Source organism: Iamia sp., from assembly GCF_035575815.1.
In the GTDB taxonomy this organism is placed as follows: domain Bacteria; phylum Actinomycetota; class Acidimicrobiia; order Acidimicrobiales; family Iamiaceae; genus Iamia.
This window is the reverse complement of the sequence record NZ_DATLXO010000161.1, coordinates 1-26,832: the sequence shown is the minus strand read 5'-3', so window position 1 is coordinate 26,832 and position 26,832 is coordinate 1. Positions and strand designations below refer to the sequence as shown.

Annotated in this window: 26 protein-coding genes, 1 tRNA gene, 1 other RNA gene and 1 pseudogene; 18 read left to right on the top strand and 11 right to left on the bottom strand. The window is 71.7% G+C overall.

All coding sequences use genetic code 11. The annotated features are described in order from the left end of the window. Positions 1-73: 73 nt before the first annotated feature. From VNL12_RS16810 to smpB, 4 genes are all read right to left on the bottom strand, one after another. Positions 74-1,300: a tyrosine-type recombinase/integrase gene (locus tag VNL12_RS16810; RefSeq protein WP_325596097.1), complete on the bottom strand. Its 1,227-nt coding sequence runs from the start codon at positions 1,298-1,300 to the stop codon at positions 74-76. 159 nt (positions 1,301-1,459) lie between these two features. Beyond that, positions 1,460-1,842, bottom strand: a transfer-messenger RNA (tmRNA) gene (ssrA, locus tag VNL12_RS16805). Between the two features lie 219 nt (positions 1,843-2,061). Then, positions 2,062-3,633, bottom strand: a complete 1,572-nt coding sequence (locus VNL12_RS16800) for a class I adenylate-forming enzyme family protein (RefSeq protein WP_325596096.1) — start codon at positions 3,631-3,633, stop codon at positions 2,062-2,064. Between the two features lie 197 nt (positions 3,634-3,830). Next, positions 3,831-4,313: an SsrA-binding protein SmpB gene (gene smpB, locus VNL12_RS16795; RefSeq protein ID WP_325596095.1), complete on the bottom strand. Its 483-nt coding sequence runs from the start codon at positions 4,311-4,313 to the stop codon at positions 3,831-3,833. A gap of 80 nt (positions 4,314-4,393) precedes the next feature. On the opposite strand from smpB, the gene VNL12_RS16790 reads away from it, so the two are divergent. Together VNL12_RS16790 and VNL12_RS16785 are read left to right on the top strand one after the other, a co-directional pair. Continuing rightward, on the top strand, positions 4,394-4,837 hold the full coding sequence (locus VNL12_RS16790) for a M67 family metallopeptidase (protein WP_325596094.1): 444 nt from the start codon (positions 4,394-4,396) through the stop codon (positions 4,835-4,837). Positions 4,838-4,974: 137 nt separating this feature from the next. After that, positions 4,975-5,925 (top strand): cysteine synthase family protein, encoded by a 951-nt coding sequence (locus VNL12_RS16785; protein WP_325596093.1) that lies wholly within the window; start codon positions 4,975-4,977, stop codon positions 5,923-5,925. On the opposite strand, the gene VNL12_RS16780 is transcribed toward VNL12_RS16785, so the two are convergent. The 4 genes from VNL12_RS16780 to VNL12_RS16765 are packed head-to-tail and all read right to left on the bottom strand — an operon-like array spanning position 5,922 to position 7,517. Beyond that, positions 5,922-6,332 carry a type II toxin-antitoxin system VapC family toxin gene (locus tag VNL12_RS16780; protein WP_325596092.1) on the bottom strand — a complete coding sequence of 137 codons (411 nt, stop codon included), beginning with the start codon at positions 6,330-6,332 and terminating at the stop codon, positions 5,922-5,924. The two genes, VNL12_RS16785 and VNL12_RS16780, sit on opposite strands and share 4 nt — an antisense overlap. Continuing rightward, positions 6,319-6,552, bottom strand: coding sequence for a FitA-like ribbon-helix-helix domain-containing protein (locus VNL12_RS16775; protein WP_325596091.1), 234 nt, complete (start codon positions 6,550-6,552; stop codon positions 6,319-6,321). Before VNL12_RS16775 ends, VNL12_RS16780 begins: the two co-directional genes overlap by 14 nt. Before the next feature lie 42 nt (positions 6,553-6,594). Next, a complete protein-coding gene (locus VNL12_RS16770; protein WP_325596090.1) occupies positions 6,595-7,188 on the bottom strand; it encodes a TetR/AcrR family transcriptional regulator in 594 nt (197 codons plus the stop codon). Positions 7,189-7,190: 2 nt separating this feature from the next. Beyond that, complete coding sequence (locus tag VNL12_RS16765; RefSeq protein WP_349257871.1) at positions 7,191-7,517, bottom strand: multidrug efflux SMR transporter; 327 nt, start codon at positions 7,515-7,517, stop codon at positions 7,191-7,193. A 217-nt stretch (positions 7,518-7,734) separates the two neighbouring features. On the opposite strand from VNL12_RS16765, the gene VNL12_RS16760 reads away from it, so the two are divergent. From VNL12_RS16760 to VNL12_RS16745, 4 genes are all read left to right on the top strand, one after another. Further along, positions 7,735-8,289: an SGNH/GDSL hydrolase family protein gene (locus VNL12_RS16760; protein ID WP_325596088.1), complete on the top strand. Its 555-nt coding sequence runs from the start codon at positions 7,735-7,737 to the stop codon at positions 8,287-8,289. Between the two features lie 107 nt (positions 8,290-8,396). After that, positions 8,397-9,254 (top strand): glutamate racemase, encoded by an 858-nt coding sequence (murI, locus tag VNL12_RS16755; RefSeq protein WP_325596087.1) that lies wholly within the window; start codon positions 8,397-8,399, stop codon positions 9,252-9,254. A 75-nt stretch (positions 9,255-9,329) separates the two neighbouring features. Further along, positions 9,330-10,058, top strand: a complete 729-nt coding sequence (gene rph / locus VNL12_RS16750) for a ribonuclease PH (RefSeq protein ID WP_325596086.1) — start codon at positions 9,330-9,332, stop codon at positions 10,056-10,058. A gap of 100 nt (positions 10,059-10,158) precedes the next feature. Then, positions 10,159-10,770 (top strand): non-canonical purine NTP pyrophosphatase, encoded by a 612-nt coding sequence (locus VNL12_RS16745; protein WP_325596085.1) that lies wholly within the window; start codon positions 10,159-10,161, stop codon positions 10,768-10,770. Between the two features lie 36 nt (positions 10,771-10,806). On the opposite strand, the gene VNL12_RS16740 is transcribed toward VNL12_RS16745, so the two are convergent. Then, entirely contained in the window at positions 10,807-11,829 is a 1,023-nt protein-coding gene (locus VNL12_RS16740) for an alanine racemase (RefSeq protein ID WP_325596084.1), read from the bottom strand. Positions 11,830-12,069: 240 nt separating this feature from the next. Between VNL12_RS16740 and VNL12_RS16735 the strand changes: the two genes are divergently transcribed. Both VNL12_RS16735 and VNL12_RS16730 read left to right on the top strand, forming a co-directional pair. Further along, positions 12,070-12,603: a hypothetical protein gene (locus VNL12_RS16735; RefSeq protein ID WP_325596083.1), complete on the top strand. Its 534-nt coding sequence runs from the start codon at positions 12,070-12,072 to the stop codon at positions 12,601-12,603. A 53-nt stretch (positions 12,604-12,656) separates the two neighbouring features. Then, a tRNA-Pro gene (locus VNL12_RS16730) sits at positions 12,657-12,733 on the top strand. Between the two features lie 384 nt (positions 12,734-13,117). On the opposite strand, the gene VNL12_RS16725 is transcribed toward VNL12_RS16730, so the two are convergent. Continuing rightward, a complete protein-coding gene (locus VNL12_RS16725) occupies positions 13,118-13,399 on the bottom strand; it encodes a hypothetical protein (RefSeq protein ID WP_325596082.1) in 282 nt (93 codons plus the stop codon). A gap of 425 nt (positions 13,400-13,824) precedes the next feature. Here VNL12_RS16725 and VNL12_RS16720 point away from each other — a divergent pair, with 425 nt between their 5' ends. From VNL12_RS16720 to VNL12_RS16700, 5 genes are all read left to right on the top strand, one after another. Beyond that, positions 13,825-16,989, top strand: coding sequence for a BPTD_3080 family restriction endonuclease (locus VNL12_RS16720; protein ID WP_414654917.1), 3,165 nt, complete (start codon positions 13,825-13,827; stop codon positions 16,987-16,989). 118 nt (positions 16,990-17,107) lie between these two features. Continuing rightward, entirely contained in the window at positions 17,108-17,770 is a 663-nt protein-coding gene (locus VNL12_RS16715) for a DUF433 domain-containing protein (RefSeq protein WP_325596080.1), read from the top strand. Further along, positions 17,757-18,233: a DUF5615 family PIN-like protein gene (locus VNL12_RS16710; RefSeq protein ID WP_325596079.1), complete on the top strand. Its 477-nt coding sequence runs from the start codon at positions 17,757-17,759 to the stop codon at positions 18,231-18,233. The genes VNL12_RS16715 and VNL12_RS16710 overlap by 14 nt, the downstream gene beginning before the upstream one ends. Before the next feature lie 4 nt (positions 18,234-18,237). Further along, positions 18,238-20,964: a site-specific DNA-methyltransferase gene (locus VNL12_RS16705; RefSeq protein WP_325596078.1), complete on the top strand. Its 2,727-nt coding sequence runs from the start codon at positions 18,238-18,240 to the stop codon at positions 20,962-20,964. A 336-nt stretch (positions 20,965-21,300) separates the two neighbouring features. Further along, complete coding sequence (locus VNL12_RS16700; protein WP_325596077.1) at positions 21,301-21,456, top strand: GPGG-motif small membrane protein; 156 nt, start codon at positions 21,301-21,303, stop codon at positions 21,454-21,456. A 140-nt stretch (positions 21,457-21,596) separates the two neighbouring features. Here the strand turns inward: VNL12_RS16700 and VNL12_RS16695 are convergent, their stop codons facing one another. Then, positions 21,597-21,776, bottom strand: coding sequence for a hypothetical protein (locus VNL12_RS16695; protein ID WP_325596076.1), 180 nt, complete (start codon positions 21,774-21,776; stop codon positions 21,597-21,599). A gap of 259 nt (positions 21,777-22,035) precedes the next feature. Here VNL12_RS16695 and VNL12_RS16690 point away from each other — a divergent pair, with 259 nt between their 5' ends. The 5 genes and pseudogenes from VNL12_RS16690 to VNL12_RS16670 form a co-directional block, all read left to right on the top strand. Next, complete coding sequence (locus VNL12_RS16690; protein WP_325596075.1) at positions 22,036-23,148, top strand: family 43 glycosylhydrolase; 1,113 nt, start codon at positions 22,036-22,038, stop codon at positions 23,146-23,148. Between the two features lie 28 nt (positions 23,149-23,176). Further along, a pseudogene (locus VNL12_RS21280) lies at positions 23,177-23,759 on the top strand (ABC transporter ATP-binding protein); the annotation flags it as partial. After that, positions 23,748-24,833 (top strand): ABC transporter permease, encoded by a 1,086-nt coding sequence (locus VNL12_RS21020; protein ID WP_414654916.1) that lies wholly within the window; start codon positions 23,748-23,750, stop codon positions 24,831-24,833. The pseudogene VNL12_RS21280 and the gene VNL12_RS21020, both read left to right, overlap by 12 nt. 41 nt (positions 24,834-24,874) lie before the next feature. After that, entirely contained in the window at positions 24,875-25,357 is a 483-nt protein-coding gene (locus VNL12_RS16675; protein ID WP_325596074.1) for a DUF983 domain-containing protein, read from the top strand. A 59-nt stretch (positions 25,358-25,416) separates the two neighbouring features. Continuing rightward, a partial coding sequence (locus VNL12_RS16670) for a serine/threonine-protein kinase (protein WP_325596073.1) occupies positions 25,417-26,832 on the top strand: 1,416 nt, incomplete at its 3' end.

Here is a 26,832-nt window from a genome sequence, read left to right as displayed (position 1 = left end):
CTCGGCTTCGAGCGCCCCGGGGCGCTCCCCCTCGACTAGTTCCCCGCCGCTTGTTGCTCGGGCTAGCGACCGCTCACGAGGACCGACCCGGCGACGGGTCGAGCAGCGAGGCGGCCCGGGCGGCGACCTCACGGGGCCGAGTGCCGAGGTCGGTCACATAGCCGGCCGTGGTCGCGGTGCTGGCGTGGCCGACGTGGCGGGCCACGTCGTCGAGCGAGAACCCGGACTGGTACAGGGCTGTGACAACGGTGCGGCGCCCGGTGTGCGTGCCGACCCCGGCCGTGTCGACGTCGGCTGCGGCGGCCAAATCGGCGGTGGCCTTGTAGAGCGTCTGTCGCAAAACCGGGCCACCGGTGGCGGTCGTGAACACGAGACGCAGCCGGTCACCCTCGTAAGTCGCGTCGGCCCACAGCGCCCCGGCGGCCAGCTTGTCGGCGGCCTGTGCGGCCCGGCGGCGCTCGAGGAGCCGGACAGCCGTGGGGGCCAGGTGGTGGACGCCGCCGGTGGCGGCCGTCTTGGGCCGGTCGATGCGAAGCCCGACCCCGCCCCCCGAGTACGTGACGGCGCGGCGCACCCGGGCGGTGCCGGCGTCGAGGTCGATGTCGTCCCAGGCGAGGCCGAGGACCTCCGAGGCGCGCAGCCCCGACGTGAACAGGATCGCCACGGCGGCGCCGAGCCGGGCGTCGTCGCAGGCGCCGAGCAGCCGGTGGACCTCGCCGGCGGTGAGCGACCGTCGGGCCCGGCGGTCCTCGGCCTGTTCCATCGGCAGTGCCACCCCGGCGACCGGGTTGCCCCTCAGGTGGCCGGCGCTGACCGCGCAGTCGGCGACCTGGCGCAGCCGGGCCCGGGTGTTGCGAATAGTCCCGATGCCGTAGCCGGCGCCACGCAGCGCCGCGAGGAACGATTCGACGGCGGCGGTGTCGAGGTCGGCGACCGGCATTGCGCCGACGCGGTCGATGATCCGGGCCACGTCCTTGCCGTACGCGTGCAGGGTCGGGGGCCGGGCCTTCGCCGGCGCCTTGTGGGCGAGCCAGTGGCGGGCCACGTCGGCCACGGTGGCGCCCGCCCCGAGCGTGCCGGTGGTGGCGAGCTCGGCGAGCTTGGCGTCGCGATGGTCCCGGGCCTGGGCCTTGGTGGCACCGGTGGCAGTGCGGCGCTTTCCTGTCGCCGGGTCGACATAGGTGGCGCGGTATCGGCCCCGGGCGTCGAGGTAGATCGAGCCGTCGCCGTTGGCGTTCTTGCCTCGCACGGTGGTCGCTCCGGCGGCGGTGCTGCGCTTGCCTTTGGCCTTCTTCGGCATGGTGCCTCCGGGTGCTCCCCGTTGCTGCCCCGGGAGCCTGGGGCAGCAACCCGGGTAGCAACGCTCCGTGAACAGGGGTGGACGCCGGTAGGCGTCCTAGGACGTATGCCCTGCTCAGACCCTACACCGGTGGACACCGGTGGACGTACATATACGCAATCGTGGAGCTGGGGGGAATCGAACCCCCGTCCGCCAAGCGATCACCGATCGCGCTACGACCATCCCCGTGACTGCACCTCTACGGCTGGTGCGCCCCCGGGTGGGCTGCCCTTGCGGGCACCGGATCGTCTTTCCGAGCGGTCAGCGGTCTTTCCCTGCGGTCAGTGGTCTCTCCCACCGTCCACCACGACTTCTGTTGCCGGGCTGTCGTGGTCAGGCCTCGCGTGCCATTGCTGGTCGCTGTTTCTCTCTACCGACCGACTAGGTCAGGCGGCGAGAGCGTAATCGCCATCGGCGTTTACTTGTGTGCCCTGTTTAAGGAGTCTGAGCAACTCCGGTCGCACGATGGGGTCACAGACTCGACGTCGAAACCGGTCAGCCCCGTGTGCTGGTGAGGATGTCAAGGTGCCAGCGGCCCGCCGGAGCGGGCGTGGCCAGTCTACGGCGTCCCCGTCCCGGCGCGGCACGAGATCGCTTCTGAGGTGTGAGACGGACATCGGTGTCCGCTGGAGGTCTCAGAACGGGCTTGCCTCTGTTCTGAGGCGTGAGTCGGACGTGGGTGTCCGCTGGAGGTCTCAGAAGCCGCCGCGGCAGGGGATTGCTCACCCACCGTCGGGGTGACGGGCGGCGTCGGCGGCCACGCGTCGCCGCAGCTCGGCCTTGACCACCTTGCCGCCGGCGTTCACCGGCAGCTCGTCGACGAACACCACCCGCTTGGGGACCTTGAACCGGGCCAGGCCGGTGCCGGCCCGCGCCCGGATGTCGGCTGCGGTCGTGGTCGGGTCATGCTCGGCGCCGGCGCGAACCACCACGACGGCGCACACGGCCTCTCCCCAGTGGTCGTCGGGGATGCCGATGACCGCCACCCGGCCGACGAGGGGATGGCGCCCGATCACGTCCTCGACCTCGCGAGAGGCCACGTTCTCGCCGCCGGTGACGATGATGTCCTTGGCCCGGTCGACGATGGTGAGCAGCTGGTCGTCGTCGAGCACGCCGATGTCACCGGTGCGCAGCCAACCGTCGACCATCGCCGCCGCAGTGGCCTCGGGGTCGTCCCAGTACCCGGCGCAGACCTGGGCGGCCCGGACCCTGACCTCGCCCGCCTCGCCCGGGGGCAAGACTCGGCCGTCGACGCCGGTGATGCGCAGCTCCACACCCGGACCGGGCCGTCCGGCGGCGGCGAGCATCCGTTCATCGCCGGCCAGCCCCCGCCGGTGATCGTCGGGGGAGAGGAAGACGGCGTTGCCCGAGAGCTCGGTCATCCCGTAGCCCTGAGCGAACTCGGCACCGAAGGCGGCGTCGGCCTCGGCCAGCAGGCCCGGAGGCATGGGCGCCGCTCCGTAGGTGATGGTGCGCAGCGCGGCGAAGACCGAAGCAGGGTCGGGCGCCTTCTCGCGGTGATCGAGGAGCATCCGCAACATGGTCGGGGCCAACGACACCACCGTCACCCCGTGTCGGGCCGCCAGTGCGGCGATGACCCCGGTGTCGAACCGGGTCGGCAGCACCACCGGTCGCCGCCGGCTGAGGGCGTGGAGGACGTTGTAGGCCGACACGTGGTGGAGGGGGAACGGGTAGAGGTAGACGTCGTCGGCGGCCAGAGGCCGGGACACGGCGGTGGTGGCGACCGCGGCGCCGAGGCTCGCCGCGGTGAGCACGGCGCCCTTGGCCCGCCCGGTCGTGCCGCTGGTGAAGATGATCCACGCCGGGTCGGTCGCGGCACCGGGGCGGCGTGACGACGGCAGTGCCGGCGCGGCGGCGAGGGCGCTCAGGCTGATGTCTCCCGCCCCGGGGTCGAGCCCCACCACGGTGCGGACCGTGTCGACCCCGCCGAGCACGGGGGCCAGGCGGCCGAGCTCCTCGGCCGAGCCCACCACGGCCTCGACCGCGGCGACGGTGAGCTGGGCGGCCATCTCCTCAGGGGTGAGGCGGGTGTTGAGCGGCACCGCCACCCGTCCGGCCGCAGGGATGGCGAGCAGGAGCGCGACCACCTCGGGTCGACTGTCCGAGACGATGGCGATGCGACCGCCCGGGGGCGCGAGGGTGGCCGCGGCCCGGGCCAGGTCCTCGACGGCACTGCGGAGGTCGCGGCGCGACCAGGTGCCCTCCGGGGTGATGAGAGCCGGCGCGTCGTCGTCGACTGCGGCGCGGGCCAGGGCGAGCTCGTGCAGCAGCACGCCGTCATCCTGGCACCGGCGACCCCGCGGGGCGGGCACCCCCGTGAGGTGTGGTCGTCCGGTCCGCTGGACGCATCGCCCCAGTTCAGAGCGATCGGCGTCCCAGGTCGCATGCCCTCGGAGCGACGTGGCAATCGTCGCTGTTCGTTCTGAGCCACGGATCGGCCACTGGTGGCGTCGTGGTGGCTTAGAACGGATCAGAGGCGTCGGCGGCCGCGGGCCATGGCCCGGCGGGCCTCCATGTCGGCGTCGCGCTTGGCGATGGCCTGGCGCTTGTCGACCTGGCGGCGGCCGCGGCCCAGGCCCAGCTCGAGCTTCACCCGGCCGTCACGGAAGTAGAGCGACAGGGGGACGAGGGTGAGGCGCTCGCGCGCTTGGCGGTCGCGGATCAGGTCGATCTGGTGACGGTGGAGCAGCAGCTTGCGCTCGCGCAGGGGCTCGGGCGCCACCTGCGAAGAGGCGTGGGAGTACACGTTGATGCCCACGCCGAAGACCCAGATCTCGTTGTCGATCAGCCGGGCGTAGCTGTCGGCGAGCTGCACCTTGGCCTCGCGCAGCGACTTCACCTCGGCCCCGCGCAACATCACGCCGGTCTCCCACGTGTCGAGGACCTCGTAGTCGCGCCGGGCCTGGCGGTTGGTGGCGATGACGGTGGTGCCGTCGGGGGCGGACGTGGCCATGAGAGCGTCGACGCTACCGGGGGCGGCGCGCCCTGGGCCGATGTGATCGGGGACGGCAGGCCATCGGTACGCTCGGCGCCGTGCTCACCGTCGACCCCACGGTCCACGACCTCATCGTGGCCCACGCCCTCGGCGGCTTCCCCGACGAGGCGTGCGGGCTCCTCGGCGGACGCATCGGACCGGGGCCTGACCGCGCCGGGCTGCCCGTCGCCACCGTTCGGGCCTTCGTCGCCACCCGCAACCACGACGCCTCGTCGCGCACCTACACCATTGGCCCCGAGGGGTTCCTCGCCGCCGACCGCCAGCTCGGTCCCCTCGGGCTCGACGTGATCGGCGTGGCCCACTCCCACACCCACTCCGAGGCGTGGCCGTCGCCCACCGACCTCGACAAGGCCGACAATCCGCTGCTCGAGGGCTGGCACTACGTCATCGTCTCGCTGCGCGACGCCTCACCCGTGCTGCGCTCGTTCCTCCTCGACGGGCGAGCGATCCGGGAGGAGGCAGTGGTGGTGGTCGCGACCTGAGCGGCCGCCGGGCACCCACGGCGCCGCACCACTCAGATCAACGTTCGAGACCGCTTCCGGCCAACGCCTGAGTATGATTGTTGAGCAGACCACTCGGGTTTCCGGGTGTCCGACCTCGATCCACCCGTGGAGCCCCCGTGGCCGTCTACTCCTCGATCACCGAGCTCATCGGCAACACGCCGATCATCGATGTCAGCCAGCTCAGCCCCAACCCCGACGTGCGGATCCTGGGCAAGCTCGAGGGCAACAACCCGGCCGGGTCGGTCAAGGATCGCATCGCCCGCCAGATGATCGACGAGGCCGAGGCCGACGGCACCCTGAAGCCCGGCAGCATCGTCATCGAGCCCTCGTCGGGCAACACCGGCATCGCCATGGCGATGATCTGCCGCCTCCGCGGCTACACCCTCAAGATCGTGCTCCCCGAGAACGTCTCGATCGAGCGCCGCCAGCTGCTCGAGGTGTTCGGCGCCGAGATCATCCTGTCGCCGGGGGCCGAGGGCTCCAACGGTGCGGTGCGCCGGGCTCAGGCTCTCTCCGAGGAGCACCCCGAGTGGGTCTTCCTCTACCAGTACGGCAACGAGGCCAACCCCCGGGCGCACTACGAGACCACCGGCCCCGAGATCCTCGCCGACGTCCCCGACATCACCCACTTCGTCGCCGGCCTGGGCACCAGCGGCACCCTCATGGGCGTGGGCACCTACCTCCGCGAGCACCGGCCCGAGGTGCAGATCCTCGCCGTCGAGCCGCCCGCCGGCGAGCTGGTCGAGGGGCTGCGCAACCTCGACGATGGCTACATACCCCCCGTGTTCGAGAAGTGGGGCGGCCTCGAGCTGCTCGACGGCAAGCGCATCGTGAGGCCTCGAGAGTCGCTCGAGTGGACCCGTCGCCTGGTGGCCGAGGCGGGCGTGTTCGCCGGCATCTCATCGGGTGCGGCGCTGGCCGGGGCGGCCAAGGTCGCGGCCCGCATCGAGACCGGCACGATCGTGTTCATCATCTGCGACGGCGGCTGGAAGTACCTCTCCACCGGCGCCTACACCGACGACCTCGACGCCGCCGAGGCCAAGGCCGAGTCGATCATCTACTTCTAGGCTCGAGCGCCTGGACCCGAGAGCACCCGGACCTCGCAGCGCAGCCCCGGGGCTCGGGCCAGGCGAGCGTCCGCCGTGACCAGCGCGGCGTCGAGGACCTCCGCCAGCGCGACGTAGGTGGCGTCGTACGCGGTCAGGTTGGCGCGCAGCTCGGCCATGCGCTCGAGCAGCGGCCGAGCCGGAACGCGGGTGAAGGGGAGGTCGGCGAGGTCGCTGACGGCGGCGTCGAGGCGCTCGTCGAGGAGGTCGCCGGCGATCCAACGCTTGCGCAGCACCGCCAAGGTCTCGACGTCGGCCAGATCAGGGATGGCGATGCGGTCGCGGCGGGCGAGGTCACGGGCGGCGGTTCCGTCGGCTCCGTCGTCGGCGACCAGGTTGGCGAGGACCGATGCGTCAAGGACGAGCACCGCGTGCCTCATCGAGGTCCGACGGTGCGGTGCGCAGGCCCACCCGACCGCCGGAGCGCTCGTCGATGCGGTCGAGGACGTCGTCGACGGTGGGCTGGTCGGCCAGCTCGGTGAGGGCCCCGGTGAGGTACTGCTGGAGCGAGGTGCCCGACCGGGCCGCCTTCTGGGCCAGGCGCCGGTGGACGGGTTCGGGCAGGTCGCGAACAAGGACGTGCGGCATGCAAGCAGTCTGCAAGCGTCGCCCGCTGAGATCAACCCTCGGTCAGTTGGGAGCACCGTGACACCGCAGGGCGCGTTCGACGGTGGTCACGGTCTGCTCCCAGGGGTCGGGGGCGCCGTCGATGAGGGCATTGAGGAGGCTGCCGTCGGTGACGGCGGTGAGCAGGCGCACGTCGATGCCCTCGGGCGCGGCGCCCGAGCGGGTCAGGACGTCGGCGAGCAGCGCGTCGTAGGCGGTGCGCGAGCGGGCCAGGCGCGGGCGGTGGGCGCGAAGGCGGCCGGCCTCGACGAAGCGCTCGTAGTAGCGGACGAGCGCGCTCTGGTCGGCGGCCCGGTCCCGTCCGACGAGCACCTCGACCACCAGCTCGGCGCGTGCCCGGGGCGACCGCCGACGGCGGGCGAGGGCGGCCACGACGGTGGTGAGGCGCTGCTCCTCGGCCGACAGCCAGGCGTCGAGGGCGGCGCCCACGAGCTCCTCCCGCCCGCTGAAGTAATAGGTGGTCGACCCGAGCGGCACCTGGGCCTCGGCCGCCACCGACCGGTGGGACACCGCCGCCAAGCCGTCGCGGTCGAGCACCCGGGCGGCGGCCTCGACGAGCGCCGCGCGCCGGGCTGCGCCCCGGGCCTGACGGGCCACGGTCAGTGGGCGCCGGTGCCGGCCAGGTTGAGGCCGACGACGCCGGTGATGATGAGGACGATGGCCCCGATCCGCAGGGCCGTGGCCGGGTCGCCCTGCCACAGGATGCCGACGGTGGCGGTCCCGGCCGCGCCGATGCCGGTCCACACCGCATACGCGGTGCCGACGGGGAGGTCACGGAGCGCAGTGGTTAGCAGCCCGAAGCTGATCGCGGCGCACACCAGGAAGCCGACGGTCGGCAGCGGGCGCGAGAACCCGTCGCTCGCCTTCAGGAACAGGGCGAAGCCCACCTCGAACAACCCGGCCACGATCACCAACAGCCACACCACGATCTGCCTCCTCTTCACCTGCGCCCGACCTGAACCTGTACGATTGTACACGTAGTTCCGCCCGCGCGCTCTGGGGAACGGGAGCGAGCTCTGCTAGAGATCGGCGATGGCGGCGGCGACCCCACCCAGTGGAACCGGCCCCCGGCGTCGCCCTGAGCGCTGGCTGCCGTGGGCTCTGGTGGTGACGGCGGTCGTGGCCGCAGCCATCATCGGAGGCGTGGCGCTGCGAGCGGACGATCCGGGGCGCGGACCGCACGTGCTGGTCGTCGGCGACTCGGTCATCTACCAGGCCTCGGCGGACCTGGTCATGACGTTCGACTGGACGAGCAACGTCGAGGTCCAGGGCCGTCCGGGCTTCCGGACCGACCAGCTGGTGCCGGTCGCCCTCCAGGCGGTGGCGGACGGCGACCACGAGTTCGTCGTGGTCCTGACCGGCTACAACGACATCACCCAGGAGGTCGACACCGCAGCCGCCGTCGCCGACATGGTCGAGGTGGTGGCGACGGTCCCGTGCGCGATCTGGGTGCTGCTCCCGACCAAGGGGGACTACCCGCCGGAGGCGGCGGTCGCGTTCAACGACCGGGTCGAGGATCTGGTCGCCGAGCGCGACCAGATCCACATCGAGACAGGGTGGCGCGGCGCCGCCGATGCCACCGACGGACCCGAGCCCGACCCCCGTCTCGTCTCCGACGACGGCGTGCACCCCACCGACGAGGGCACCGCCGAGATCGCCGAGGTCATCGAGGCGGCGGTCAGCCGCACCTGCCGGTAGCCACCCGCACCCCGCACCCCGCACCCCGCACCCCGCTCACCACGCGGGGCATCAGGGGCGCGCGCCGAGGCCCGGGTGGGGCCCGGCCTCTCCTAGCCTGAGCGGCCGTGCCCACCGCCCTCGTCGTCGACCCGCGGCCACCGGCGGGGGCGGGCGACGACCGGCCCATTGCCCTCTTCGACAGCGGCTTCGGCGGCCTCACCGTGGCCCGGGCGGTCATCGACCTGCTGCCCGAGGAGAACACCGTGTACGTGGGCGACACCGGCCGCTACCCCTACGGGTCGCGGCCGCTCGAGGAGGTGGCCGACTTCGCCCACCAGATCACCCGCCACCTCGTCGACGACCTCGGCGCCAAGCTGGTGATCGTGGCCTGCAACACCGCCGCCGCCGCTGCCCTGGGCGCGCTGCGGGCGGCGGCCGGGGTGCCCGTCGTCGGGGTGATCGAGCCCGGCGCGCGGTCGCTGGTGGCGGCCACCCGATCGGGGCGGATCGGGGTCATCGGCACCGTCGGCACCGTCGGCTCCGGCGCCTACCAGAAGGCGGTGGCCGCCACCGGAGCCCCGGTGGAGCTCACCGCCGCCGCGTGCCCCGGCTTCGTCGAGTTCGTGGAGCGCGACGAGACGCGCAGCGAGCAGGTCCACGTCCTCGCCGAGCGGCTGCTGGCCCCCATCGTCACCGCCGACGTCGACACGCTGCTGCTGGGCTGCACGCACTACCCCTACCTGGCCCGCACGATCAGCGACGTCATGGGCCGCGACGTCGTGCTGGTCTCCTCCGCCGACGAGACGGCCTTCGAGGTGCGCCACCTCCTCGGCGCCGAGGGAGGCCCCGCGGCGCGAGCCCCAGGTGGTGAGGCGCCGGTGCGGCGGTTCCTCTCCTCCGGCGACGTCGACTGGTTCCGGGACCTGGGATCCCGACTGCTGGGCCCGGAGCTGGCAACGGTCGAACGGGCGCCCTGGGGCTGAGGGGCGACGGGTTTGCCGGGGTGAGCGCCGTGGCCCAACCTGGCGGCTCGCCCCCTCTGCCCGCCAGGAGACCCCATGCGCCCCGACGGCCGCCAGCCCGACGAGCTCCGCCCCGTCAGCTTCGAGCGCGACTACACCGATGCTGCCCTGGGTTCGACGCTGGTGCGCTTCGGGCGCACCGTCGTGCTGTGCACCGCCTCGGTCGACGACGACGTGCCCCGCTGGATGCGCGGCAAGGGCAAGGGCTGGGTCACCGCCGAGTACTCGATGCTGCCCGGTGCGTCGGCCGAGCGCATCCGCCGTGAGGTCAAGGACGGCAAGCCATCGGGTCGCACCCAGGAGATCCAGCGCCTGATCGGGCGTTCGCTGCGGGCCGTGACCGACATGGACGCCCTCGGCGAGCGGATGGTCACCGTCGACTGCGACGTGCTCCAGGCCGACGGCGGCACCCGCACGGCGTCGATCTGCGGTGCGTGGGTCGCCCTCCACGACGCCTGCAGCCGCCTCGTCGCCACCGGGGCGATCCCCGCCGTGCCGCTGCTCACCACCTGCACCGCCATCTCGGTGGGCATCGTCGACGGCACGGCACTGCTCGACCTGCCCTACGTCGAGGATGTGCGCGCCGAGGTCGACATGAACGTGGTCATGGCGGGCGAGCGCTTCGTCGAGGTCCAGGGCACCGCCGAGGGCCAGCCCTTCGGGCGCGACGACCTGGGCGTGCTGCTCGACCTGGCCCAGAAGGGCATGGGCGAGCTCGCCGAGCTGCAGCAGGCCGTCGTGGCCGAGCCCCCCGAGCCCCGCTGACCGGGAGGGTCACGAAATTGCGTACATGAGTCGCGCCGGGCGCGACTCATGTACGCAATTTCCGGTCGGTTCACGGGAGGGGCGCCCCTACGGTGAGGACATGACCTCCGACGGTGCGCCGCTCCGGCTGGTCTTGGCCACGGCCAACCCCCACAAGGCGACCGAGATCCGGGCGATCCTCCGGGCCGCCGGCGCCGCCGGGGAGCTGGTGGCGCGCCCCGAGAGCGTGCCCGAGGTGGTCGAGGACGCCGACACGCTCGAGGGCAACGCCCGGCTCAAGGCGGCGGCCCTGGCCGCGGCGACCGGTCTGCCTGCCCTGGCCGACGACACCGGGCTGGAGGTCGATGCTCTCGGCGGCGCCCCCGGGGTGCAGTCCGCGTACTACGGCGGGGGCGACCACGACTCGGCCGCCAACGTGGCCCGGGTGCTCGACGAGATGGCTCGGACCCGACGGGCCAGCCGCACCGCCCGCTTCCGCACTGCGGCGCTCATCCGGTGGCCCGACGGTCGCGAGCTCTGCGCCCTCGGAACGGTGGAGGGCGTGATCGCCCCTGCTCCCGAAGGCGACGGCGGCTTCGGCTACGACCCGATCTTTCGCCCCGCCGGCGGCGCCGGGCGCACCTTCGCCCTGATGGGGGCGGCTGAGAAGGACGCCCTCAGCCACCGCGGCCGAGCCCTGCGCGCCCTGGCCGTCCTGCTCGTCGAGTCCTGACGGGCCGGCCGGTCAGTCGGTCGGTCAGTCGGCCGGTCAGGGGACGACCGGGTCCCAGCCGCGGAGGTCGACGGGCCAGATGTCGACCACGTCGTCGTCGCGCACGACGTGGAGCCGGTCGTGGAGGGCGACGGTCGGGTCGACATGGCCGGGGCGCAGTGTGATGCGGTCGCCGACCGCCGGCAGCGCGAGGCCGTCAGCGGGGGAGAAGGTGGTGTGCTCGTCGGAGCAGAACCAGACGGTGGCGCCGTCGATGGTCGGGGGGCCGTGGTCGGTGGCCAGGGCCTTGAGCCCGGCATCGGCGACGGCCCAGCCCTTGGTCCGGTTGACCGCCACCACCGTCGCTCCCACCAACAGGGCGGGCCGGAACGGCGAGTGGAGCCGGGCGTAGTCACCGTCCATGAGGGTGTAGGAGCCGGCCTGCAGCTCGGTCACCCAGGTGTTGGTGTCCCAGGTGCCGGTGCCCCCGCCGGAGACCACGTCGCCCCCGACATCGGCGTGGGCGGCGAGCAGGCCGGCCATCGAGGCCTCGACCTGGGCCGCCTTGTCGTCTGTCTCCATCATCAGGTGGCCCTCGTAGCCCATGACCCCGCGCACCTCGAGGCCCGCAGCGCGAGCCTCCGTCGCCAGTGCACCAGCGGCCGACGGGTCGCACCCGCAGCGCGGGAGGCCGACCTCGACGTCGATCAGCACCTCGCGCACGCCGACGGCGACGGCGGCGGCGATCGTCTCGGGCGAGTCGACGGCGACGGTGAGGCGCGACCCGAGGGTGGAGTCGACCGTGGCGGCCAGGCGACGCCGGTCGACGACCTCGTTGGCCAGCAGCAGGTCGGCGCCGAGGCCGACGCTGGCCATCCCGACCACCTCGGCCGGTGTGGCGCAGCAGAAGGCGTCGTGGCCGGCGGCGGCCAGCTCACGGGCCAGGGCGGTCGACTTGAACGCCTTGACGTGGGGCCGCAGCGCCCGGCCGGGGCGGGCCGCGGCCATGGTCGCCACGTTGGTCGCGAACGTGTCGGCCTCGACGAGCAGGCATGGGGTGGACAGGTCGCCGACGCGCACGCCCTGGGTCTAGCAACCCCTCGCCGTCGGTGTGCGGGTGATCCTCGGGCCCGGCGGGAGTGACGACGACCGTGCCCGTTCCGACGACCACGGCGACCGCCCCGACGACCACCGTGCCCGCACCGCCCGAGCCCGTGTCGGTGCTTATCGTGGGCGACAGCGTGGGCGACACGCTTGGCGAGGGCGCGCCGGCGGAGATCCCGTGGTCAGCGTCGACGGGCCCTGCCCGGGTGCGGGCTGTTGACCACGGGAGAGTGCCCGACCGACGCCGTCGCCGCCGGTGCGCCCGAGCGCTACGAGGACTGCGGCCGGGCCGTGGCCGATGGCGACGTGGTGGGTGTGGCCCCGGGGCCCGATGTCGTCCTGCTCGTGACCGGGGCCTGGGAGCGCAGTGACCACGTTCGCGACGGTCGGACCGTCGGCCCGGGCAACGGGGCCTGGACCGAGGGCCTGCGGCGGCTGGTCTCCGAACGGATCGCCACGCTCGCCTCCCGGGGGTACGGCGGTGGCCCTCTGGGTCGATCCCTGCGCGCCCGACGAGGACCGGCGAGCCCGACAGTGGTGGTACCGGAACGAGGTGGTCGGACCCGTGGTCGCCGAGACCGGGGCCGCGGTCGTCGACCCCGGCAAGGCGCCTGCGCCGGTGGCCGGCCCCGCTCCGTGGACGGCGTCGGCGACCCGCGGCCCGACGACGGCCAACACTGGTCCGAGGCCGGCGCGGCCTGGCTCTGGACCACCTGGCTCGGACCCCGGCTTGCTGCGGCAGGGGCCTAGCCCACCCCAGCCGTGCCATCGTCGGAACCGGACCACAGGTAGGGTGCAACGGACTGGCCGTGGCGCAGCTTGGTAGCGCACCTGCTTTGGGAGCAGGGGGTCGGGAGTTCGAATCTCCCCGGCCAGACCACCGGTTCTCGACAGAACCCCCTCGCTCGCGCCGTGTCATGGGGCGAGTCGATTTGCTGCTGCCCGGTAGATGGCGTGGTCATCTCTGCGGCCGATGGCGATGACGTCGCGCCTGGCATCGTCGACCTGTTGGTAGACGAGACGAAACCTCTGCGGCCGCTGGTCAGGGTGGTCGAACTTCACCCGAGCAAGCCCCGTCAGATCGCCGCTGACGTTCCGGTCCCCGAGGTGCCTTGCCTGTGACGCGACCGTATGCGAGATCGTCGAGAACCGTCTGAGCGGCATCGAGCACTGTCGGATCGAAGGCGTTCAGATCGGTGAGATCCTCCTCGACCTCAAGCCCGAACGTCAGGACGAAGCGAGGCGCCCGGGCCCTTCGGGGCACTCACCTGCCCCGGCTCGCCCGGAGTCGGTCGAAGACCCGGTTGACCTGTTGGTGGGTGAGTCGTTGTCCGTCGTCACGATCGAGACGGTCTCGCGCGAGCGCCAGGTCCATGTCGTCCTCGGCCTGTCCGAGCAGCTGCTCCCAGATCTCGAGAGGGACGATGACGCCCTGAGCCCGGCGGTGGGAGCCGAAGTAGACGGGCTCGACGTCCCCAGCATCGAATCGCTTGGCGATCCTGTGCAACGCATCCCGGGCCTCACCCGTGGGCACCACATCGGCCATGAGCGCATCGTACCAGAAACCGTACGGTATCCGGAGGCTCCCGGCGATCAACCTCAACCAGTTCGGCCGCGTCGATCATCCGGCTTCAGGTTGACTCGATCGTGCGTTGTGCTCGGGCCGCCCTGGCGATCGAGGACTTCGTGCCTTGCGCATCAACCGGATGCCGCACGGCCCTTTGGTCGACCGATGCTAGGAGCTCCGCCACAACCTGACCGTCTATGACGCTGCCTACGTGGCCCTGGCCGAGAGCACCGAGACCGTGCTCCTCACCGCCGACAGCCGCTTGGCGAGCTCACCGGGGCCGCGGTGCGAGATGGAGGTCCTCTTGTAGGTTCGGCGGTCTGCCGCACACGGCTGTCCCTGTTGAGCGCCCGCCAAAGGCTCGACGTAACCTGGCCGACGTCGAGGGGAGCTCACAGGTGACGGTGAACCGGCGGATCGACAACCCGATCTTGAACTCGCCGTTCGTCGGGCCCACCCGGCACTTCCGCTTCGATGACGACGGCATCACCGATGAGGTGGTGGAGGGTCGACGGCGCAGCGTGTACCTGACCCCGATACCGCCGGTGCGCAAGGGTGCAGGCCCGGGCCCGGCGAGAGCGAGGGGAGCGGCGCCCGAGGTCCAGGGCGAGCTGGTCTATGAGGGTGAGGCCGCCGAGCGCATCGTCGAGAACAGCTTCATCAACGAGGTGCGGGCGAGGGTCGACCTGTGGCGGCAGCGGGGCTACCCGAACATCACGTCCACGACCCGGCGCCTGTTGGAGCACTGGACGGCTGAGGGTCGCGAGAAGCGGTTCTTCTTCTGCCAGGTCGAGGCCCTGGAGACGGCGATCTTCCTGGCCGAGGCGGCCCACAAGGAGACCGGTGGCTCCTACCTCCAGGAGTCCCTGCGCGACGTGGCCGATGAGCACAACCCGGGCCTGTACCGGGTGGCACTCAAGATGGCGACGGGCACGGGCAAGACGGTGGTGATGGCCATGCTCATCGCCTGGCAGACGCTCAACAAGGCGGCCAACCCGCAGGACGGGCGCTTCACCGACGCGTTCCTGGTGGTGTGCCCGGGGCTGACGATCCGCGACCGGTTGCGGGTGCTGGAGCCCTCCGAGCCGGACAACTACTACGACGAGCGGAACGTCGTGCCCCCGGAGCTGCGGACCCGGATGAGCCGGGCGACGGTCGTCATCACCAACTTCCACACCTTCAGGGCCAAGGAGAAGATCAAGGCGGCCAGGACGACCAAGAACCTGCTCACCCGGGGCCGGACCGACACGGCCGGGGTGTTCACCGAGACCCCGGCCCAGGTGGTGCTGCGGGTGTGCCGGGCGTTCCGGTCGAAGCGCAGCATCGTGGTGCTCAACGACGAGGCGCACCACTGCTACAAGCCCAAGGCGCCGGTGGCCGACGTGCTCGCCGGCGCCACCGACGCGACGGGGGTGAAGCTCGACGCCGAGGCGAAGGCGGAGGCCAAGGAGCGTGACGCCGAGGCCCGCGTGTGGGTCGACGGCCTGTCCGCGGTGCACGCCAAGCTGGGCGTGAAGACCGCCTACGACCTCTCGGCCACCCCGTTCTTCCTCTCCGGGTCGGGTCGGCCGGAGGGCAAGCTCTTCCCCTGGGTGGTGTCGGACTTCGGTCTCGTCGATGCCATCGAGGCCGGCCTGGTGAAGATCCCCCGGGTGCCGGTGGCCGACAACGCCGCGCCCCACAGCACCCGCGACCACGCGCCCACCTACCGCAACCTGTGGGTCCGCATCCGCGACGAGCTTCCCAAGCGCCGTCCGCTCAAGGAGCTCGACACCCCGACCGAGCCGCAGCCACCGCCCGAGCTCGAAGGCGCGATGCGGAGCCTCTACGGCGACTACGAGGCCGCCTACCGGCGGTGGGAGCAGGCGGGGACGACACCGACCCCGCCGGTGTTCATCGTCGTCTGCAACAACACCACCACATCGAAGATGGTGTTCGACTGGATCGCCGGCTGGCCCAAGCCGCTGCCCGCGGCTGGCTCTGAGACGGACGCCGGCGACGACCACGGCGACGCGACCGTCGTCGTGCCCCAACGGGGGCGCCTGCCGTTGTTCTCCAACGTCGAGGGCGACCGCTTCCTGACCCGGCCCCGCACGATCCTCGTCGACTCCCGGGAGCTCGAGCGCGGCGAGGGGCTCTCGCCCGAGTTCAAGGCGGCGGCGGCGACCGAGATCGCCGAGCTCAAGGCCGAGGTGGCCCGACGGTCGGGGGCCGGAGCGGCCGAGGAGCTCACCGACGAGGAGATCCTCCGCGAGGTGATGAACACCATCGGCAAGCCCGGCCGTCTCGGCGAGGGCGTGCGCTGCGTGGTATCGGTGTCGATGCTCACCGAGGGGTGGGACGCCAACACCGTCACCCACATCCTCGGGGTGCGCGCCTTCGGCACCCAGCTCCTCGCCGAGCAGGTGGTGGGCCGCGGGCTGAGGCGCCGCTCCTACGCCGTGGTCGACACCGACGAGGGCGAGCGCTTCGCCCCCGAGTACGCGGAGATCTACGGCATCCCCTTCTCGTTCATCCCCGCCGGCGGCGTCGGCGCCGAGCCGCCGGAAGCCAAGCCGGTCACGCGGGTGTGGGCGCCGCCGGAGCGGTCGCACCTGGCCATCCGGTTCCCCCACGTCGTCGGCTACCGCCGCGAGCTCGACGTCGACGACCGTCTCACCGCCGCCTTCGACGAGACGTCGCGGCTCACGCTGTCCTCGGCGGACGTGCCCACCTCGATCGAGGTCGAGGGCATCGTCGGCGAACGCCGCATCCACACCCTCGACGACCTCCAGGCGCTGCGGCCGCAGGAGGTCGCGTTCCACATCGCCCACCGCCTCCTCGAGACCCACTTCGGCGGCGGCGCCGGCACCCAGGCCCGCCCCTGGCTGTTCCCCCGCCTCGTCAGCCTGGTCAAGGCGTGGATCGCCCACCCCGACGGCCTGCGGCTCAACGACAACGCCTTCGTCGGGCTCCTCACCCTGACCGTGAACCAGGCCAGGGTGGTCGACAAGGTGTGGGCCGGCATCAACCGGGTCGCCGGCGAGACCCACCGGCTGCTCCCCGTGCTGGCCGACGGGGACCCGTGGGGCACCACCGACGGCGTCGACTTCGAGACCACCAAGGCGTGCCGGCCCACCGCCCCCGACCGCAGCCCGGTGACCCAGGTGGTCGAGGACTCCGGTTGGGAGGGCGGCGTCGCCCAGCGCATCGAGGAGATGGACGAGGTCCTCCGCTACGTGAAGAACCAGAACCTGGGCCTCGACATCCCGTACCGCACCAACGGCCGCAGCCACCGCTACTGGCCAGACTTCGTGGTCTGCGTCGCCGACCCCCGCAGCACCGGGCCCGACGACCTGCTCCACGTGCTCGTCGAGGTCTCCGGCCAGCGTGACGAGGCCAAGGTCGACAAGTGCGCCACCGCCCGGGATTTCTGGGTGCCGGCGGTCAACGCCCACGGCGGCTTCGGCCGCTGGGCCTTCGCCGAGGTCACCGACCCCTTCGACGTCCACCACACCGTCCGCGCCGTGGCCGCCACCGGACCCGCGGCCCCGCCCGCGGATCCCGACGTCGCCGAAGCGGCAGGGTGAGGTCGAGGCCGCCGTGCTCCAAGATGATGCACCCCGATGACGTCATCGCTCGGGATGTCGCGCGTGTTGCGTACCCTTAGCGGGACACCGCATCGAGCCCGGACGGGAGGTGAGGAAGATGACCGCGACGATGACCCTTGATCGTCCAGGGATCGGTGACGGTCTCTACAGCGTGACGGGCGCGACGCGCATCCTCGGCCACGGCGACCGGTCGATCAGCCCGACCAAGGTGCGACGGTGGCTCGAGGCGGCTCTCACCTTCTCCCGTCGTGACTTCGCTGACGGTTCGGTGGGCCTGACCTTTCACGACCTCGTCAGCCTTGAGCTCGTCGCCCGCTTTCGCGAGCGCGGGGTGTCGATGCAAAAGGTCCACACCCTGGAGGCCCGGCTCCAGAAGCGTCATCCCGACCTCGAGCGGCCCTTCGCCTACGACGTTTTCTACTCCGACGGGACGAGCATCTGGGCCGGCCTCGGGCCCGACGATGCCATCGAGGTCGTCGGTGACCGTCCCGACCACTACGTGTGGGCGGGCGCCATCCGGTCGTTCGCCGAGGAGATCGACTACTCGACTTCCACCCGGGGTGTGGCGCGATGGCGCCCGGCTCCGGGGGTGGAGATCGACCCGACCCGTCAGTTCGGTCAGCCTGTCGTCGCCGGGACCCGGACCCGCGTAGCGACGGTACTGAGTGCGCTGAGGGAAGGGTCGCAGCGGGAGGTGGCGGAGTGGTACGGGTTGTCGGCTCTCCAGGTCGCAGCCGCCAAGACGTATGGGGAGAGGTAGCGGCGACCGTCGCTACTGTCTCGATGCCAACCTCAGCTACCGCGTTGCTCGCGCTCTGGACTTGGTCGAATGGCCGATGGTCCACGTCGCTGATGTCGAGGAGCTCACCTCCGAAGGACTGCGCACCGGCCAGTGCGACGCTGACGACCCGGCGATCGCCTCATGGTGCGCGGCGAACGGGCGCGTCCTGGTCACCCTCGATGACGACTTCAAGGTGCGGCGGGCGAGGGGCCGCTCGCTTGTGGCGCAGGGGGCCGAGGTGATCCTCATCGAGTACGACTTGAGCGGGCGGCCTTCTCGTCAGCATTCGGAGATCACCCGGCTGCTCCCGCACTGGGATCGTGAGCTGGGCCGCACGGCCTATGGACCCAGGTTGTGGCTGCAGTCCAAGGCAAGGAACGCCCCCGTGCTCACCGCAGGCCGACCGAAGCCAAGCCGTCGCAGCGACAAGGGGAGGCGCTGAGCCCATGGCTGCCCGGAAGCCCAAGGCGCCGAGCGGACCGGTACCGGTCGAGGCTGTGCGCCACGACGAGCGCCGCACCACCATCCCCACCGCCGAGCTGGCCGACCTCGTCCCCGACGACGCTGACCGCAAGGGCCTGCGCTACCCGCGGGACCCCAGCCTCGACCCGCAGCTCGTGTGGAAGGGCAAGGACGACGAGGACGGCCGGGATCTCGTCGTCAGCCCGGTGCCGATCTACGTGCAGGAGAAGATCGTCCCCCAGGCCCTTGTCGAGAACCTGCGCAAGACGGCGAAAGCCGGCCACCCCGAACCCGAGGCCACCCTGTTCGACGACTTCGACGGGCTCGACGACCTCGAGATGGTCGAGTTCTACGAGCACGACAAGGGCCGCTGGGCCAACCGCATGATCCTCGGCGACAGTCTGGCCGTCATGGCCAGCCTGGCCGAGCGGGAAGACCTGCGCGGCAAGGTCCAGATGATCTACGTCGACCCGCCCTACGGCATCAAGTTCGGGAGCAACTGGCAGGTCTCGACCCGCAAGCGCGACGTCAAGGACGGCAAGGTCACCGACGCCACCCGCCAACCGGAGCAGGTCCGGGCCTTCCGCGACACCTGGGAGCTCGGCATCCACTCCTACCTGAGCTACCTGCGCGATCGCCTGGAGGTGGCCCGCGACCTGCTGACCGAGACCGGGAGCTGCTTCGTCCAGATCGGCGACGAGAACGTCCACCTCGTCCGCGCCGTGATGGACGAGGTCTTCGGCGCCGAGAACTTCGTCAGCGAGGTCGTCCTCAAGACCACGAGCGGTGCCGGAAGTCCGAGCGGTGGCACGAACGTCCTTGCGGCCGTCCACGACTACCTGCTGTGGTTCGCCAAGGACCGACCCAACGTCAAGTACAGGCAGCTCTTCAGCCCGAAGTTCGTGGGGGGCGAGGGCGCAGACCTCTACCGTCTCGTCCGTGACGCCGACGGGTCGAGTCGGCGGTTGGGCGGCCACGAGGATCCGAGCTCGTTGCCAGCTGGACTGAAGCTGTTTCGTCCCGGCGATCTGACCAGCCAGAGCTCCCCGGAGAGCGCCATGTTCGCTGTCGAGTTCCGGGGGCACTCCATCAAGCCGGGGAAGGGTGGCTGGAAGACCAACCCGGCCGGAATGGAGCGGCTGATCGTCGCTGATCGGATCTGGCTGACAAGGAACAACACCATTCAGTACGTGCGCTACGTCGATGACTTTCCCGCGTTTCCGCTCAACAACGTCTGGACGGACGTCGGGACGGGCAGCTTCACAGCGGAAAAGGTCTACGTCGTGCAGACGAACACCAAGATCATCCAGCGGTGCATGCTGATGACCACCGACCCTGGTGACCTCGTCCTCGATCCGACGTGCGGGTCGGGGACCACGGCCTACGTGGCGGAGCAGTGGGGGCGGCGGTGGATCACCACCGACACGTCGCGGGTGGCGCTGGCACTGGCCCGGACCCGGCTCATGGCGGCCAAGTATCCGTCGTACCTGCTGGCCGACTCCCACGAGGGGGCGCAGAAGGAGGCCGACCTCACCGGCGTGCCCGCGCCGCGGCGGGAGATGGGGGGCGACATCCGCCAGGGGTTCGTCTACAAGCGGGTTCCTCACATCACCCTCAAGTCGATCGCCCAGAACCCCGACATCACAGACGGCATGAGCCGGGCCGAGATCGACGCCGCCATCGCCCGCCACGCAGAGACCGAGCTGCTCGTCGACCAGCCCTACGTCGACGCCCGCAAGGTGCGGGTGAGCGGTCGCTTCACCGTCGAGAGCCTCTCGCCGCACCGACAGCTCGCCGATGATCAGCTCCTCGACGCGGAGACGCCCGACGCGCCGGGGCCCGAGTCGCAGCCACCGGACCCGGAGACCGAGTCGTTCGAGGCCATGATCCTCGCCAACCTCCGGGCCGCGGGGGTGCAGAACACCTACAAGGACGAGCGCCTGGCGTTCGAGCGGTTGGAGCCGACGGCGGGGGAGTGGGTCCAGGCCGAGGGCACGTCTCCCCAGCCCGACGGCGGGTCGTTGCGGGTGGCGGTGTCGATCGGCCCCGAGCACGGCACGGTCGGCGGCGACCAGCTCGTGCGCGCCGCCCAGGAGGCGGCTCGGGCGGTGCCGGCGTTCGACCTGGTGCTGGTGGTCGGCTTCGCCTTCGAGCCCGGGGCGTGGCAGAAGGCCACCCAGCTCAACGACGACCTGGCCGAGCGTCGGGTCGGCAACATGCGGGTGCTGCTGGCCAAGGCCAACCCGGATCTGGCCATGGGCGACGACCTGCTGAAGAAGACCGGCGCCGGCAACCTGTTCATGATCTTCGGCGAGCCAGACATCGCCATCACCGACCTCGAGATCCCCGAGGACGACCCCAGCGGCGTCCCCGCAGGCAGAGCCGTCCAGATCGAGGTGCGGGGCCTCGACGTCTATGACCCCACCCGGGGCGAGGTCCGCACCGCCAGCACCGACGACCTCGCGGCCTGGTTCATCGACACCGACTACGACGGGCGCAGCTTCTTCGTCCGCCACGCCTACTTCACCGGTGGGCAGAAGCCCTACGAGAGCCTGGCCAAGGCGCTGAGGGCTGACATCGACGCCGACGCGTGGTCGACCCTCTACTCGACGGTGAGCCGCCCGTTCCCCGTTCCCTCCACCGGCAAGATCGCCGTCAAGGTCATCAACCACTACGGCGACGAAGTCCTCCAGGTCTACGAGGTGACCTGAGTGGTCATCGCGCGGCTGGTCGGGCCCCTCGATTCAAGGTCAGGTACGGTCCCCCGGTGGCTCACCCGAGCAGCTCGTCCGAGCAACACGCTTCTGAGAAGATGGTAGACCCACCAGTCGATCAATGAGGTCGACCCGGAAGTTCGGGCGCATCACGGCGGCGGCGGGCCCCGAGGTGTTCACCCGAACGGGTGATACGATGCCCGGACCCTTGCGCTCTTCTGGGGCGGGGGGGTACACCCGGACCCCGCCGCCCCGCCGCCCCGCCGCCCCGCCGGTGACGACGCGTCCTCGCGGCCACCCGCCGCTCACCCTCAAGACAAGGACCATGACCTCATGGCGTTCATTTTGTGGATCATCGCCGTCGTGCTGGTCATCGCCGGCATCGTGCAGCTCCTCCAAGGACAGATCATCCTCGGCATCGTGCTGATCGTCGTCGGTCTCGCCGTCGGGCCCGGGGGCTGGTCGATCTTCAACAAGAAGAAGGGCTGAGCCCTCCGGCGGCCGAAACGGCCCGGTCAGGCGCTGAGCGCCTCGGCAGGGACGATCCCGGAGATGACCACGGCGCGAGGTGCGGTCCGTCGCTGAACGATGCGGGGTCGGCGCGGCCCGCGGCCGACGTGCGTGGGCGGTCAGTGGTGGTGCTGGGTCGCCGGCCGCACGTCGCGGAGCGAGGTCGTGTTCGGGATCAAGGCGCCGTCGTGGGTGCGCCGGACCCCGTACCCACCATCGCGGATGTCAGAGATCTCGAAGCCACTGGACCAGGTCTGCTCGAACGAGGAGTAGACCTCGACCGGATCGCCCACCTTCATGGAGGATCCCCTCTCATCGGACGCTGTTCACCATTCACATTCGCGCCGATCCGGGCCGTTGACCACCCCCTCAGATCTCGCGCCGGGCCGAGCTGATCCGAGCCAGTACCTCAGGGGTGGGCGCCAGCCGCCGATGGGTTCCGGCGGGCCGATTGGCTCGTACCCGGCTCCGCGGGACCGGGTCTCGAGGCTCGGATCGCCAGCGGCGACCGGAAGGGTAACGTTGAGGATGACGACGCACACGAGGTCGAGGCGCCGGATGACGGCGATCGCGGCAGTCGTCGTGGCGGCGATGGTGCTGACGGCTTGCCAGCCGGCACCGCCTCCGCTCGGCCGCCCGGCGCTGAAGCAGACGCCGGCTGCGCCCCGGGTGTTCGACAACGCCGATCAGGCGGTGCTGGTGACACCGACCGGGCTGACCTACCTGTTCGGCTCGACCAACAACAAGAAGCTCCCGGTCCGCCGCGTCACCAGCTTCGGCACATCGCTGGCCGACAGCCAGACCCAGTGGGCCCGCGACGCCCACGACGCCATGCCCACCCGTCCGGCCTGGGTCGACCCTGAGGAGTGGCAGATCTGGGCGCCGACGGTGATCAAGCTCGGGGAGAGGTACGTCGTCCACTTCGCCGCCGCCCGGGGCGGGCCCACCAGCGACGAGAACAACGACCAGTGCATCGGCCGGGCCGAGTCGACCTCGCCGACGGGGCCGTACATCCCGGCCGCCACGCCGGTCTACTGCGGGCTGCCCGCCGAGGGCGCGGTGGGCGGCCAGCCGCCGTCGAACCGCTGGGGGCGGGGCGCGCTCGACCCCGAGATCCTGCGCGGCGCGGACGGGAAGCTCTACCTGCTCGTGACGCTCAGCCGCACCCGGGCCAACATCGGCGCTCTGTCGCTCGACAGCATCGGACGGGTGATCGGCGGCGTCAACGCCACCCCGACGACGCTGGCCAGCCAGAGCTACCCGTGGCACGACGGCACCGTCGACTCCACCCTGGGCAGCGGCGCCTTCCTCGAGAACCCGTCGATGATCTACGACCCGGCGACGAGGACCTACCTGCTCTTCTACTCCGCCGGCCAGTGGTACACCTCGCGCTACGTCACCGGCTTCGCCCGCTGCGCCACGCCGCTCGGTCCGTGCCGCCTCGACTCCCGCGGGCCGATGCTCATGCAGGGAAACGGCCGCACCGGCGTGGGCGGCCTCACCGCCTTCCAGGACTCCGGCGCCACCCTGCGGGTGGCTTACGCCTCGTGGCAGGAGGGCCGAGAGAACCAGGTGGGCCCGGCTGGGACGTACAAGCGCCAGACCCACTGGGGCACCCTCGTGCGCAGCGCGGGCAGCGACCCGGCCAACCAGTCGGTCGACATCCGCTGACAGGCGCCCGATCCTGAGCCCTGGGCCCATGTCCGCCACCACGGGGGAGAAGGGTCCAAGGGCCGCCGGATGGACGGGCGGGCGTCACCCCGTATCGTCAGAGGATCGACGAACCGGTGCGCCACCGCGCCCGACCGAGAGAGGCCGCCGCCGCCGCATGGACACCACCCCAGAGGGAGCCGAGGCCGCCACCGCGGTGCAGGTGCGGGGCCTGGTCAAGCGCTACGGGAGCTTCACCGCGGTCGACGGCATCGACCTCGACGTGGCCCCCGGGGAGACCTTCGGCTTCCTCGGCCCCAACGGCGCCGGCAAGTCGACCACCATCAAGATCCTCTGCACCCTCGCCCGACCCGACGCCGGCTCGGCCCAGGTCGCCGGCTTCGACGTGGTCACCCAGCGCGACGAGGTGCGGCGCCACATCGGCCTGGTTCCAGGACACCACCCTCGACCAGTACCTGACCGCCGAGCGCAACCTGCGCTTCCACGCCGAGCTCTACGGGGTGCCCCGCGACCTGCTCGACGGTCGGCTGCGCCAGGTGCTCGAGATGGTCGGACTCTGGGACCGACGCTCGTCGAAGGTGCAGAACTTCTCCGGGGGCATGAAGCGCCGGCTCGAGATCGCCCGGGGCCTGCTGCACTCGCCCCGGGTGCTGTTCCTCGACGAGCCAACCGTCGGGCTCGACCCGCAGACCCGCCTGTCGATCTGGGGCTACATAGATGAGCTGCGCCGGGCCGAGCAGATCACCATCTTCCTCACCACCCACTACATGGACGAGGCCGAGAACTGCGACCGCATCGCCATCATGGACGCCGGGAAGGTGATCGCCCTCGACACCCCGGCGGGGCTGAAGGCCTCGATCGGCACCGACACGGTCCGGCTCCGCACCGCCGATGACGACGCCGTCATGCACCGCGAGCTGATCCGCTTCGCCCAGGACCGGCTGCGGTTCGCGTCGGCCCTGGTGCAGCCGGTGCTGTTCCTCTTCGTGCTCGGCACCGGTCTGTCGTCGCTCACCGAGGGCTCCACCGGCGGCATCGACCTGCGGACCTTCATGTACCCCGGCATCCTCGCCACCTCGACGATGTTCACCGCCATCTTCGCCGCGGTGTCGATCGTCTGGGACCGGGAGTTCGGCTTCCTGCGCGAGATGCTCGTGGCGCCGGTCCGACGCGGCTCGATCATCGTCGGCAAGGCCCTCGGCGGGGCCACGGTGGCGACGCTCCAGAGCGTCGTGATCCTGCTCCTCGCGCCGGTCGTCGGCGTCTCGCTCACCCCGGTGATCGTCCTGGTGATCCTGGCCCTCGTCTTCCTGCTGAGCTTCACCCTCACCTCCCTCGGCCTGGTGGTGGTGGCCCGCATCCAACAGATCCAGACGGTGATGGGGATCATGCAGATGCTGGTGCTGCCCCTGTCGTTCCTCTCCGGGGCGCTGTACCCCGTCGGCAACCTGCCGGGCTGGCTGGCCCTGCTGGTCAAGCTCAACCCGGTCACCTACGCGGTCCACCCGGTGCGCACGGCGGCCTTCAGCGGCCTCGACGCCTCTCCGCAGGCCGTTGCGCGCCTCAACCCGCCCATCACCTGGAACGGGTGGGCGGTCCCGGCCCTGCTCCAGGTGGGCCTGGTGGCGGTCATCGGCGTGATCTTCCTCGGAGTCGCCGTCAAGCAGTTCCAAAAGGTGGAATAGGCGGGTCGCTCCCGCACCGCCGGGAAGGGAGCTTCGCACCGATGCCCGCCCACCTCACCTCCGACGACGCCGAGCGGCCCCCTGCGGACTGGGCCCGCATGCTCCGCCGCGGCGTGCGGCGGCGATGCCCACGCTGCGGGGGTGGGGATCTGTTCCGCACCTGGTGGTCGATCCGCGACCGCTGCCCGCGCTGTGGGCTGCTCTTCGCCCGCGAGCCCGGCTACTTCACCGGGGTCTACCTGGTGAACTTCAGCGTCGTGCTCGCCGTGCTCTTCGTCGAGGTCATGGGCTTCGCCGTCCTGCTGGCCAACCGCCCCGACGCCTCCGTGCTGCCGCCCCTGCTGGTGGGCCTGGCCGTCGCGGTCGTGATGCCGATCGTGTTCTACCCCTTCGCCCGCACCATCTGGTCGGCGCTCGACCTGGCCATGACGCCGATGGAGCTCGATGAGATCCTCGACGCCGTGGTGGCCGACGACGAGCCTGACGACGACGAGTCTGACGACGACGCCCCGTCGGTGCCGTGAGGGGGCCCACCCCGGGGGGCGCCCTGTCGAGCCGGGTGCGGGCGCCGTAACCTCGCACGGTGGCCTCTACCCTGTCCCCTGACGCACAGGGGTTCGGGTCCGGCGGCGAGGACGACCAGCCGCCTCGACCGGGCGGCGACGGCGGCCCGGCTCGCGGCCCGCTGCCGGTCGACACCGAGCTGTCCGACGGGCGCTACCGGCTCGGGGCGCCGCTGGGACGGGGCGGCTTCGGCATCACCTACCGTGCCGAGGACCGGCGCCTCCGCCGCTCGGTGGCCATCAAAGAGCTCTTCCCCGAGGGCGCCCGACGTGACGGCGCCTCGGTGGTCGTCCCCGGGGCCGAGGCCGACGGCTTCGCCCGGGCGCGGGAGCGCTTCCTGCGCGAGGCCACGACCCTGGCCCGCTTCGGGCACCCGAACATCGTGCGCATCTTCGCCGTCTTCGAGGAGCACGGCACCGCCTACCTGGTGCTCGAGCGCCTGGACGGCCACACCCTGACCTCCGAGCTGCGGGCGCGCCGCGGCCCGTTCACCGAGCCCGAGGCCCTCGACGTGGCCGGCCAGGTGGCAGCCGCCCTCGCCGTGGTGCACCGGGCGGGGGTGCTGCACCGCGACGTCAGCCCGGCCAACCTCGTCCGCACCACCGACGGCCGCATCGTGCTCATCGACTTCGGCCTGGCCCGTCGGTACGCGGATGACCACACCACGTCGATGACCCGCATCGTGACGCCGGGCTACGCCCCGCCCGAGCAGTACGCCGGCCAGGCCCGGTTCTCGCCCCGCGCCGATGTCTACGCCCTGGGCGCCACGCTCTACCGGCTGCTCTCGGGCCGGACACCGCTGGCCCCCGCAGTCCGGTCCCAGGGAGCGCAGATGGCCCCGCTCTGGCGCGTGAACCCGACCGTGTCCCGCGACGTCAGCGCGGCGGTCGAGGCCGCTCTCGCTCTCGACCCTGCGGCGCGCCCGGCATCGGTGGGCGTCCTGCTCGGCCGCCTCGGCCTCGACGTCGCCGACCTCGGACTCACCCCGGAGGGCGACGGAGCGGCGCCCGGTGCCGAGCCCACCGAGGCCGTCGCCGAGGCGGAGGGCCCCGACGGCGCCGAGCGCTTCGAAGACGGGTTCGACGATGTCGCGCTCGACGAGGGCGTGGTCGGCGAGCGCGCCTTCGCTGATGACGGCCCGCCGGGCGATGACGGCCGCGGCGATCACGAACGCGGCGATGACGACCGCGCCACGCGGCTCGCCGCGGCCGGGTCGACCACCCCACTCGCGTCGTCGACGCCGGGGCCGCCCAAGCCCCCGCCGGGCTGGGATCCACCGCCCATCGCATCCGCCGACGCTCCTCAGGTTTCCCACGTCCCGCCCCGCGACGCCACCGGCCTGCCGTGGAGGCCCGACCACGCCGATGACGGTGCCGTCGCCGGGCCTGCGGCCGCCGCGGTGCCGCGGCCACCGGGGCCGTCCTGGTCGATCCCC